The organism is Cellulosilyticum ruminicola JCM 14822, assembly GCF_001311925.1.
Taxonomy (GTDB): Bacteria; Bacillota; Clostridia; order Lachnospirales; family Cellulosilyticaceae; genus Cellulosilyticum; species Cellulosilyticum ruminicola.
Window position 1 is genome coordinate 25,554 of sequence record NZ_BBCG01000033.1, and the last position, 12,058, is coordinate 37,611.

A 12,058-nucleotide genomic window follows, 5' to 3' on the forward strand; every position below is an offset into this window, starting at 1 on the left:
TTTACTAAGTTAAACTAATTTTTCACTTAACCAAGTGAGTATCCCTCTTCGCTCCTGCTGAATAATAGGTCGTGCACAAAAAGTATGATAATCTAGATTTTTCATATATCTACCCATTCTAAAATAAGCAATATAAAGGGCAACTGTTGCGCCTATGAAAAAGCCAAAACCATGATAAAGGTACTTAGCGTGCACACTTAAACTTGTAAAAATACTTACACCAACAAAAAAACTCACCGTAATAAGTGCTGCATCCTTTCGATTGTCATAATATAAACACAGTAAACTTATAACATACATGATACTACAGCTAAATGTCCCCATTAATAAGATTAAATAAGTATGCAGCAGTATTTGAGAAGCACCAAATCCAAATAAAATCATATACCCTATTAAAGCAAAGCTAATGAGTCCCACAAGCTGCATTTCTCCAATGTTTCTAAGCTCTTTCCATAAAGTTGAAATCATAGTGTCCCTAGCCGTTTTAATCTCTTGATAGGTACCACCTTGACGAATCAAGCTATAATAATGATTATAATGCTCATAAAAGCTAGTCTCTGTACGTACAACGAAATATACCATCGTTGGCATCATTGCCAAGAAAGCAAAGAAAGCTGGTGTATCATAGGTAGGTGCTACGCGATATGTATTAGCAATAACAATGCCATGACTACTTTGCCAGTAAATAAAATTATGACAATATAAACCTAATGTATACGCTATACTACATATAAACAAACCTGGATATTGCTCCAAGTAACTAAAAAAAGCAAAGAGACGTTCACCTTCTTTTTGATGGCCTATAAATACTAAGATTTCTTTATACAAGCATAAAATAAGCATTAAAAATCCTACATTCATACTAAGCATAGCTCCTATATGAAAGGCTTTCATATCAAGCACCATACATCCTAAAAACGTTACAATCGTCCCTATAAAACCTATAATATATGCACCAATAATCTTGCGATAGTTTTTAAGGGCAGACAGATAAACTGTTAAAATCCAAATAATTGTCATTTCTATGGTAAACGTATAAGCTAATGCTTTAAACCAAAAATCTAAAGGTGATTTTAAATAAAACACACCTGTCACCAAGGCTGTAATGGGTACACAAAGCATTAATAGTCCATATAACGAGGGCATGATTTTCTCATATTCTCTCAAATAAATCTGGTCCGCTATATAACGGGTAATCACCATTGTAAAACCAGAGGTAATAATCTGTGAAAACACAAAAGCATAAAAGATTGCACTAGTCACAATTTGACGTATAGCTAAACTATTTGCCTTGATTTTTAAGAGCCATTGCAAGGTAAAAATGGTACCCATAGCAATAAGGGCTGGCCCAATGGTAATAATTGCTGAGAAAGAATAGGCTTTCACATTTTGTAAAATCCCTTCTTTCTCAAATAACTTCTTAAGTTCAAATCCAATTCCTGCCATACTTCCTCCTAAACCTTATAGGTTAAGCATCTTTTATAAAGTGCTTTATAACTTTCAATAAATGCTTCTTTGGTATAATATGTCTGTATTCTTTTAAAAGCTACATCCCCCATTGTTTCACGAAGTTTTTTATCTCTGCCTAAGTGAATGATTGCTTCTGCAAGTTTCACTTCATCCATAATAGGTACAACAATGCCCGCATCACCTAATGTGTCTTCTTTCATCCCATATAAAAGTTCACTACAGCTTCCTACCTGTGTTGTGACACATGGCTTTTTAGCTGCCATAGCTTCCAATACTGCTAAAGGCTGTCCTTCACTAATACTTGTTAAAATATTAACATCCATATTTCCTAGGTACTCTACTACATTAACAGACCCTGTAAAGATAACATCTTGAATATTAAAATCTGCTACTAACGCTTTACACTCTTCATAATATTTAGGTTCTTCATCCATAGGCCCCATAATGTATAATTTAGCATTTGGCATTTCTGCTTTCACAAGTCCAAAAGCACTAATCATCGTCTTAATATCCTTAATCGGTACAATACGGACAACGGCGCCTATATTATAACTGCCGTCATCCACCCATGTACGTCTCATATTTTCAAAACGACCAATCTCTACACCATTTGGAATAATTTTAATCTTCTCTTCCATGCACCCTAATTCTATTTCAATCTTACGATTAAGGCCAAACAAAGTAATTACTTCATCCGCATAAAGATATGATAAGCGTGATAATTTATAAAAGAATTTAATCCATGCATCTTTAAAATGACCTATTACCCATTTTGCTTTAATAATTTCTTCCTCACGTTCTCTAGCATAAATGCCATGTTCTGTTAAAATATAAGGCTTATGATATATTTCTTTTCCAAGTGCCCCTATTAAGCCACCATATCCTGCACTAACACTATGATATACATCAGCTTCAGGTATTTCCTGACGAATAAGGGCAATCATTGGTAATAACATAGAGCGCATTGTCCAAAAGAATTCATTAAATGGTATATTCTTGAAATTTTCCTTACAAACTTCTGTAAGCAAATCAAAAAACTGCTTACTCATAAAGATATCCATAATGCTTTTAATCTTTACACTACGCATAAATTGAATAAGACATGGCCAATTCACCTGATCCTCTTCCATTAAACTGCGAAAAGCTTTCTTGGCTGCTTCATCCATTTTTAAATTTTTAATCTGAGACTTAGCCTTTAGCTCATACATCTCATCTAAAAATACTTCTTTTACCTCTACTACATTAGACGGTAAGTCATATTTATATATTCCTCTTTGATCTGACTTAGCACCAATAGCATAAATGATAAATTCATGTTCTGGCATATTTCTAATCAGCATATTCACCCAAGAAGATACACCACCTGTTACATATGGATAACTTCCCTCACAGATCATACAAATCCTCATCTTATTTTACCTCCCTAAAGGTAATTCTAAAGTCTGGTGATGTGGTATATACCCAGTAAACATTTTTATCAATAGGTTTCATACTACAATTTATAGTATCTACAACCTCTTGATTTGTTCTTAAAATAAAATACATATCTTTTTTAAAGTTATTACAATAACCCTGAAGTGCTGCATCCTCTTTTATAATATTTACCTTGGTAGTCTCTACTTTTTCAAGCTCCGTTGCTGCATCTGATATTTTCACTGCATGTAACCAACCAAACTTATCATAGATTTCTTTCCACATACATTCATAAGCTGCAATAAGCTCTTCCCATGACTTACCTGTATTACGTGTCTCATTTAAAACATCATCAGGATGAATAAAATGTGACACTACACCATGCATACTAATCACGTTGTACATATCCCACCTACTATCTTTTTCTTCCATATAGCCTGAACTAATACGTGGGAACTCTATAATGCCATCTTCAGCCACTTCATATTCCTGGTTATAAGTTCCGCCACCTTCATTTTTACCATACAAAGCAGATATAACCTTTACTTCTGGTGCTATTTGAGGCATAATGGCTCTTACTTCTTGTGATAAAATATTAGATGGCGGCACATAATCTCTAAACTCATACTTAGGGAAGAGACCATTTACAAAACCATATATCCCTCGCCATGCTTCTTGTACATCCTTTTCACTTTGCCATACGTTATACCCTTCATCTTTTACATCTTTTGTATCATAAGTAAAAGATTGATGATTGAAACCATGAATAGCCAGTTCACCACCATTTTGTAAAATCTCTTGCCCAAAATAAAACAAGCTATCTTCTGAAGTAGTGTTATCACTTATAAATGGCCCTTTAACATGATCTGCATAACAGGCAATGATATTGGCTGAATAAATCATATTATATTTCTTAGCCACTCTTACAATAGATGGCCACCACATATTACGATAAAACTGTTCCACTGATATTTTTAGATTATCACCTAACTTCTCCATATCGCCTTGTGGTACTGGTGATGGAAAATCATCTAAAAAGACCACTTTGGCATTTATAATTGGGTAAATAAAGTCCTGTGTCATTAACCCAATAGCGCCTAATATGTACCCCCTACTTGTTGCCTGCTGAAACATGGTAGCATTACTTACAATAACCTTTCCCTGTCCAAAATCATTCTCCCAAAGCATTGGCATCTCACTAAAAGATACGGCATGAATATCAGCTTCCTTAGTAAGCTCAATATCTAACGAAGAATTACTCATGAACTGACCGTCTAACTCAAGCCCTTTTCCTTGTATTAAAACATTAGATAAAAGTTTGAGTCCTTTTTCTTCTTTCATACCTTTTAATTTCTCAATGCCTAATGCATCTAAATGTTGCTTTAAACAAACGCCCTCTAAAGGCCTCATAGCAAATAAAAGACTTCCGCCTTTATGTGTATAATCAAATACACGCTCTATGTAACTTGACTGATCCAAATTTTCAAAACAAATAATAATGCCTGTTATACCTTCCTGTAGTCCTGTAAATTCACTTATTTCTATAACTTGATAATCCTTTTTTACATAATCCAATATTCTAACAATATTATCCTTAGCGGCTACACTATTTTCATCTTTTTTGTCATACAGCAATATATATTGATCTTGTGGAAGCTGCTTGAATTCTTCTTCACTTAAACTATTTTTAACTTCATAATTATTTAAGACTATATAGCTATTTGTACTTCTAATAACTTTTGATAAATACTCTGATTGAAAAGCTAATAAAGCAAATCCTACTAAAGTTACACCTAATATTAATCCAAACAATGTTTTATTTTGGTTCACGTCATACCTCCTAACCAAAATCTCATATTTTGAATACCTGTCCTTGATAATGTAATTGAAGAGGCTTTAATTTCTTCTATTACACTACAAAGACCACTATAATCCTTAATTAAATAATAATATTCCATAAGGCAAAGATAGGGCTCTTCACTTTCCTCATAAGCTTCTTTAAAAGCCATACAATCTGTATAGGCTCTTTTAAACTGCTTAAGACGCATTTCACATTTAATCTTCGAATGATAATACTTGTACGTATTAATTTCCATTGCAATAAGTTTTATAAGCAAATTACTGTAAATTTCCTCTAATTGTTTTAAACGTTTTGTTTCATATAACCCACTTAAAATACTTTTTTCTAAAACAGCTTCATAAGCTATAAGCATTGCCACATCATTTGGATTTTGCTTTAATCCTTCTATACACTTATCCATTTCTTCTTGAAAATCATCTTTAATATCAATTAAAGCTACAGCAGCATAATGGCTAGCTTCTATATCCTTATCCTTGAGGGCACCTTTAAGTGTTTCAATATACTTGGTCTTATCCTCTCTTAATACCCCTATTAATACCTCTTTTTTAATCTTTGTATCATTTAAAACTAAGGCTTCCGATACAGCCACTAAATGGTCTAGTTGGTCCATACTTTTTCTTAGGCCAGACATGCCAAGTTGTCCTTCTTCTAATCTCTCAATACCACTTTCTACATTTTGCATCAAACACTGGATAATATAATAACCACCTACTAAAAGGATTCCTATGCCTGGCATACAGCCACATATACACACAATGAAAGCTGCCTTCTTTTGCTTATAACAGCATAAAATCACCACTATAATAAGTGTCATGAGCATTGTGAAAAATATATATTTCATTAAGCGCTCACCCCTTTACAAATTACAGCCTCTATACCTTTTTTATTAAGGCGTTCTACAATAAGCTGACTGCTTGTCATATCACTATTTGAAAGCATAATATAGATTTCATCCATTTCATTACTTCCAATGTAGTCTGTTTCCCTAATGCATTGTCTAATCTCATGCGCTCTACTTAAATGGACGCCTACCTCAACTTGTAAAATCGTATACGGAATATTAAATTGCACTTTGGCACGCTGCTTATTCTTGATTATCTCATTGAAATACGCTATTTGTACAACGCCGCTGTCACCAATATATTTTTTATGCTTAATAGCTTCTTCATAAGCTAAAGCCTGTGCAATAGCATTTTGAATCAGCCCTATTGCTACTCTAAAGAAGTTTTCATAATACAAAGTCAAGTTTTCAAAAGGTACTCCATCTACAAAAACAACAGCAATCACTTCCTCACGGTATACAATAGGTGCCATCAGCATTGGTAACTTCTCATCTAGTTTATAATTAATAAAGATTTCTTTTGTTGCTATAAGGTTTCTAATAGCTTCATAATCATCTATTCTTAAGGAAGCTGCTGCTTCACTTAGTAAATTTTTCGAATGTGTCATTAGACGTAAAAACGTCTTTGTATGATTACACTTATAAATAGAAATAGACTGCGTTTTTAACAGTTTTTCTAATGTATGAATGGCACCATAATAAACGTCTTCTAGTAATAAGCTATTAAGCTCTCTAGAAAGTTCATAAATTTTACCTAAACTATTTTCTGTATTTAAGATTTGTTCCTGTAATTCTTCTTTTACATCTGCTACTTGCTGACAAACTTCTTCAACGAAATTTTGTTTCTCATTTGCCATCTTTAAATCTGCTTTGAGATTTTCAATTTGTCTATGTTTATTGTCTACTACGTAAGCAGTTAATACGCCTACAAGAACATAAACTAAAAGCTGAATAATATGTGTCTGATTGTATATAATTCCCGCTAATTCTGGACTTACACATAAATAAACATACACATATGAAAAACATGCTAATAAAATAGCAATAATACCTTGTCCCATACCATGAACCATACTAATTAGAAAAATATAAATTAAATTTAAATCTATCGGAAAGACATTATACCTTACGGTATTATCTCTTGTTTGATATGCTATAAAAAATGTGATTAAAAAGATTATAGTATTTTCCCCATAAGGTAGTAAAAACTTAAGCCGCTTTAAAAATGCTTGCTTCTCTGCCAATTTATCTATTTCCCAAAAATCTTTATTTTTCACATACCACGCTACAGTTTTTTCAAGTCCTACTTCTAAGCTATACTTAGGCTGCCATCCCTGTATGGTATCTTTACCAAGTTCAAACACTCCCACATGTTTTTGACTTGCTAATTTATAGACTGCATCTATTACATCACCAATATAATAATAGTTCTGTTGTTTTAATGACTTATTTTGACCATTTAATGCAGCTTTAATATACGCTACAACTTCTTTTTCTAACTCCTCCTCTTTTAAATTCGGCCCATATATATACGATGCATCTAATGTTGTCAGACTTAATTCTCCCATAAACCGGCCTTCTAAAAGCTTTTTTCTAAACACTGCATAAGAACTATTTAGCTCTTTATGTACCATTGGCACAAATATCAATTGCCCCACCCCATATTGATGGGCTAATTCAATGTATTGCATAAGCCTATTAAAACGTTTTTCTTCTGCCTTTTCCCACTGATCTTCTACATAGATCACTATATCAAATTGATTCACCTTAAATACCCATTCCAGCTTCTCCTTATTATCTTCAATTTGATAACATTTAAATGCTGCTCCTTTATACTTTTCTTTTGTATGCTTAAGAGAATTTACTATTTCTACCAAAATAGTACTTTCGCCTTCTTTATAAAACCTTTCAGCTAAACATTTTACAATAGTGCTTCGCCCCCCTGTAATTAATACATTCATGTCTCACCTCGCAAGTAATATATCTAGAATTCATTAAAATGTTAATAATCCCCAAATAACAATTGACCAACGTCAATCTATATATTATTATATAATAATAAATTTTTAAAGAAAGATATACATATATAAATTAAAAAATATCATTGTTGTTTAGTTACTAACTTTTATTTCAATAATTTTAGACATGAAAATATCCAGTTTGTCTGCTATTTTCTAACTGCATTCACATGGCTGCTTTCCCCTATGCTAATCCACATTGGTAATACTTCTTTATTCATACACTTGCCCAGTACCTTATGGATAAAGGATTTAATGGACTATTTATTTAATATACCAATTATCATTAATAGTAGCTATGAATTCATTCAAACTTCTCTGTTTATATTGACCTACTTCCTGATTTGTTATACACTATTTATTATAATTAATTAAATATTTTAAATATTTATGGAGGTAGTAATATGCTAAGCAAATCACTTGAATTTCTAGCAAATTACTTATGGCAGCAATCAAACGCCAAAATTTATGAAGTCATTTCTAATGAAGAAATGAAAAGTTTCAGTATTAGTGATTATTATTACCTAACTGCAATTCATCATCTCAACGAACCTAATCTCGGTACTGTAGCCAATGAACTTCATTTAACAAAGCCCGCTATTTCTGCTTTAGTAAAACGTTTAGAACAACATATTTTAATTGAAAAAATCCAATCACAAGAAGACAAACGTATCTTTACTCTAAAACTTACACCAAAAGGACTCAATCTCATTAGCAGTGATCCAAAACGCTATGAACATCTTGAAGAAATCATCTCTTCCGCTATTTCACCAAGTGAAATCCAAGCACTTTCTTGCCTCTTAGAAGTGCTTGAAAAACTCGTTAAAGAAAAATAATTTTGCAAAAAGCTGACAGTCTTGTAAATATATTGCTATAAAATGGTGATTATTATATAATGATTGTATATAGAAATTACGATAAGAAGCACAATAGAGGTTAATAAAATGATTCTTCCTTATATAATAATGGGATTATTAATTATTTTAGTATTAGTCAATTTACTTATTTTCTTAATTAATAAATGGGTTAAATTTATGAATTATAAGCTGACTGGTGTTGCTTATTATGTATTATCTTTTTTTATTATCTTCATTGTCGGAACATTAGTTGGTATATATATCATATGTACTGTTTTATAGTGTAGTAACATCCAAGTTATTATGTTTATATAAGCGAGATTTCTTATAGATACGATTTTTTAAGTAAAATTTGATTTAAGAAAGGATACTATAGATGAATAAAATGATGTCAATCTTAGAAAGGTATAAGCTAGTAGAGAAAGATGACTCCAAGCCTGCATCTAGTGCACATCATACGGATGAAGACACATCTGTGACATCATCTGAAAATGTTACACCTTTTCCGGTTCTACCAGAAGAGGACGAAGAACTTGTAACAGATTCAGCAGAATCTACTAAAGAAGACCCAACTATGCAAGAACCTATACAATTAGAAACTCCTACTCATATTCATACTCATGATATAGCTGAGGAAGTTCAAGAAGACGATTCGTCTACTTTATATGCGCAAAAAGTAAGCATTGAAGATATTTATTTATATTATAATTTAGGAGATGCATCACCTACAGATACTGTATTTTTACTAGAAAATCTTATTAATGCTTTACCTGCAGAGTTACCTGAATTTGTAAAAAAGACAACCCTTGATAACATTGCAAAAGCTTCTGCTATTGATGTTAATAAGCTTTTAAGCGATGGGGAACGTCGTAATTCACACTTAAATCACTTTATCAATGATTTTACAACTTCAAATTTAAACGACATTGCAAACTTAAAACAAAAAATTGAAGAACTCTCTACGGTAATTGCCAATTACCATCAGCAAATCAAATATAAAGAACTTCTTATTCAAGAAGAACATGACTTAGTGGGTGCGGAATCTAACCGTATTACTAATATCCTAGAATTTTTCAAAAAATAACACATGAAATATATAAAAGATAATTATAGAGTTTTGATTTTTCAATTAGGATGTGCCATTATGTCCTTGGGGCTGGGGATTACAATTGGTACTTCAATAGAGTTTGCAAAATATACTGGTAAAGTATTTAAAAATATTTCCGTCGGTGATATAGCCATTGGCAATAAATCACTCACCTCGGCTACTGACCGTGTAAAAGCACATTATATTGGGGATACACAAAAGATAAAACTCGTTTTACAATTAGGGGAGACAACACTAGCAGCGCCATTATCAGATTTTATACTAGATACTAATATAGATGAAATCATGGACTATGTTGCTGCTTATAACAAAGAACTTTCATTCATAGAACGCTATAACTTACTTACAAATAAAACAAGTAAGACTTTTGACATAAGCTACACTTATGATAGTAGTAAAGTTGCTGAATTTGTTTCTAAATTTATGAGAAAGGCTTCACATCCTAGTCAAAATGCAGCAATTCAAATAAGTGCCCAAGGTGAAATTGTTCGTAAGTCAGATATAACTGGCCTTAAACTTGACAGCAATGCACTTATAAATGCTGTATATGAGCAGCTTTCACCTCAGGCCTGTTTTCAACGTTCTTTAGCTGCTACTAAAGATACTGTTGGCACTGAACTTGTAATAGATACTTCAAACTTTGCCACGTCAATTCCAGCTTCTATTACAAGTGATAATTTAAGCCATCTAGATACACTGGTTGCTTCTTATTCAACGAGCTTCACACCAGGTACTGGAAGTGATGTGAATATTGCTATAGCAGCAAAATCAATTAATGGCACCTTAATTATGCCTGGTAAAACCTTTAGCTATAATGATATTATCGGAAATACTACTTTAGATAAAGGTTATACATATGCTACTGTTATTGTCAATTCTATGCCAACAAAAGGTGTAGGCGGTGGTGTTTGTCAAGTTTCATCAACACTTTATAACGCCATTCTACGTATCGGTTTATTACCAACGGAACGCCGCCCACATTCAAGACCTTCTAGTTATGTACCTTTAGGTCTTGATGCAACCATTGACTGGGGCAATATTGACTTTAAATTTGAAAATACAAATAACTATCCATTGTATATTGTATCTTATGTAAAAAACAATAAAGTTTATGTAGATCTTTATTCGGATAAGAGCTTACTCTCTAAAACTTATAAATTTAATAGTGAGGTCATTAAAACTTATCCTAGTATTGCAGAATATCAAATTGATTCAAACTTACCTAAAGGCACTAAAGAACTTATTTCTAAAGGTAGTACAGGCTATCAAGTACGTATTTCGCGTGAAACCTATGAAAATGGGGTTTTAAGTGATACCACTGTACTTTATCAAGATACTTACGCACCAGTTCCTACACGCTATAAGGTTGGTGCATAAAATAAAAATTAATAATCTATTACCAAAACAAAAAGGGGCTATCGCACTAAGAAATTAGTGTGTAGCTCCTTTAACTATATAAAATAAAATATATTTATGCCAACAAATAATATCTTGCATAAGAATTATATACTTACTCAGGAATTTTATCATTTAAAATTACCTTTAGATATTGATAGCCTAATCCCAAATAATGATTCAGTGCATTTGCTCAGTCAGTTTGTAGAGGAGATAGATCTTTCAGAGTTATATTCGACTTATTCCCGTATTAGGAAAAATTCTGCAACGCCACGACAAATGCTAAGCTTTAAATATCAAAACATTGTAGCTGATTCTGGATATGAAAGTGAAGAAAACTATCTTTTTGTTGAGGGATTAAACCTGCTAATTATAGATCTCTAAAACTAGAAAATATAAGACAGATATCAGTCGACGTGATATCAAAAGTTTTCAGAAAACCGGCTGAATACTTAGAACACATTCTTACAAGATGAAAGTTGCAAGCTTCGTATGAATAGAAGTATTCAGGCCGAAGAGTCATTTGCAAATATTAAAGGAGATATGTCATTTCGTAGATATTTATGCAGAGGTCAGAAAAATATGCTTGCTGAAAGTATTCTTCTAACAATGGCACATAACCTGTCTCATCAATTACTTTCTGTATTTTGCTCTAGCCTCTTCACTGACATAACCTTGATTTAAAAATCTAGAAACAGTTGCATTAGAAACCCCAGCTAACTTTGTAATTTGTGTAATATTCATGTCATCACCTTATTATTTTTATATTTCTAAACTATAACTAAGACTATCATATCCATTCTATTTTTGCAAACTCTAAGATGTTTACAAATAGGCTGTTGGTGTATTGGTGGGGTGGCGACTACTCCTTCCGTAATTTGTGATACACTAAGCAAAGCTCCTCAAAATAACGGTCGAAACTCGTTCACTTGTGTTCACTCAAACAGTCTCCCTAAAACCACTTTGACTGTAGATATAGACTTTGAATAACTTAGGGTTTTATTATACTCATATATCATTAAAGGAGCTTTTGGAAATTATTCACTAACTTCAAATAGCTCCTTTTTTGTAATATCTTATAAGTTTAACTAGTTG

11 protein-coding genes are annotated in these 12,058 nt (G+C 32.3%); 5 read left to right on the plus strand and 6 right to left on the minus strand.

Annotated features, from left to right (window positions below):
* Positions 1-9 precede the first annotated feature (9 nt).
* The 5 genes from pelG to JCM14822_RS11550 are packed head-to-tail and all read right to left on the minus strand — an operon-like array spanning position 10 to position 7,546.
* Positions 10-1,446: an exopolysaccharide Pel transporter PelG gene (gene pelG / locus JCM14822_RS11530; protein WP_054742509.1), complete on the minus strand. Its 1,437-nt coding sequence runs from the start codon at positions 1,444-1,446 to the stop codon at positions 10-12.
* A gap of 8 nt (positions 1,447-1,454) precedes the next feature.
* A complete protein-coding gene (pelF, locus tag JCM14822_RS11535) occupies positions 1,455-2,879 on the minus strand; it encodes a GT4 family glycosyltransferase PelF (protein ID WP_054742511.1) in 1,425 nt (474 codons plus the stop codon).
* Between the two features lies 1 nt (position 2,880).
* Complete coding sequence (locus JCM14822_RS11540) at positions 2,881-4,713, minus strand: DUF2194 domain-containing protein (RefSeq protein ID WP_054742513.1); 1,833 nt, start codon at positions 4,711-4,713, stop codon at positions 2,881-2,883.
* Positions 4,710-5,585 (minus strand): hypothetical protein, encoded by an 876-nt coding sequence (locus tag JCM14822_RS11545; protein ID WP_054742515.1) that lies wholly within the window; start codon positions 5,583-5,585, stop codon positions 4,710-4,712. The genes JCM14822_RS11540 and JCM14822_RS11545 overlap by 4 nt, the downstream gene beginning before the upstream one ends.
* The gene (locus JCM14822_RS11550; RefSeq protein WP_054742517.1) at positions 5,585-7,546 is read right to left on the minus strand and encodes a DUF4118 domain-containing protein; all 1,962 of its coding nucleotides are present in this window, start codon (positions 7,544-7,546) and stop codon (positions 5,585-5,587) included. The genes JCM14822_RS11545 and JCM14822_RS11550 overlap by 1 nt, the downstream gene beginning before the upstream one ends.
* 461 nt (positions 7,547-8,007) lie before the next feature.
* Here JCM14822_RS11550 and JCM14822_RS11555 point away from each other — a divergent pair, with 461 nt between their 5' ends.
* The 5 genes from JCM14822_RS11555 to JCM14822_RS25040 all read left to right on the plus strand — a co-directional run bounded on the left by JCM14822_RS11555 (position 8,008) and on the right by JCM14822_RS25040 (position 11,647).
* Positions 8,008-8,439: a MarR family winged helix-turn-helix transcriptional regulator gene (locus JCM14822_RS11555; protein ID WP_054742519.1), complete on the plus strand. Its 432-nt coding sequence runs from the start codon at positions 8,008-8,010 to the stop codon at positions 8,437-8,439.
* A 397-nt stretch (positions 8,440-8,836) separates the two neighbouring features.
* Entirely contained in the window at positions 8,837-9,544 is a 708-nt protein-coding gene (locus tag JCM14822_RS11565) for a hypothetical protein (protein ID WP_054742523.1), read from the plus strand.
* Positions 9,545-9,604: 60 nt separating this feature from the next.
* Positions 9,605-10,945 carry a VanW family protein gene (locus JCM14822_RS11570; protein ID WP_054742525.1) on the plus strand — a complete coding sequence of 447 codons (1,341 nt, stop codon included), beginning with the start codon at positions 9,605-9,607 and terminating at the stop codon, positions 10,943-10,945.
* Positions 10,946-11,041: 96 nt separating this feature from the next.
* The gene (locus JCM14822_RS20305) at positions 11,042-11,347 is read left to right on the plus strand and encodes a hypothetical protein (RefSeq protein ID WP_174888019.1); all 306 of its coding nucleotides are present in this window, start codon (positions 11,042-11,044) and stop codon (positions 11,345-11,347) included.
* 108 nt (positions 11,348-11,455) lie between these two features.
* Entirely contained in the window at positions 11,456-11,647 is a 192-nt protein-coding gene (locus tag JCM14822_RS25040; RefSeq protein WP_083461419.1) for a transposase, read from the plus strand.
* On the opposite strand, the gene JCM14822_RS21935 is transcribed toward JCM14822_RS25040, so the two are convergent.
* Positions 11,597-11,707, minus strand: a complete 111-nt coding sequence (locus JCM14822_RS21935) for a LacI family DNA-binding transcriptional regulator (RefSeq protein WP_083461420.1) — start codon at positions 11,705-11,707, stop codon at positions 11,597-11,599. The two genes, JCM14822_RS25040 and JCM14822_RS21935, sit on opposite strands and share 51 nt — an antisense overlap.
* Positions 11,708-12,058: the final 351 nt, after the last annotated feature.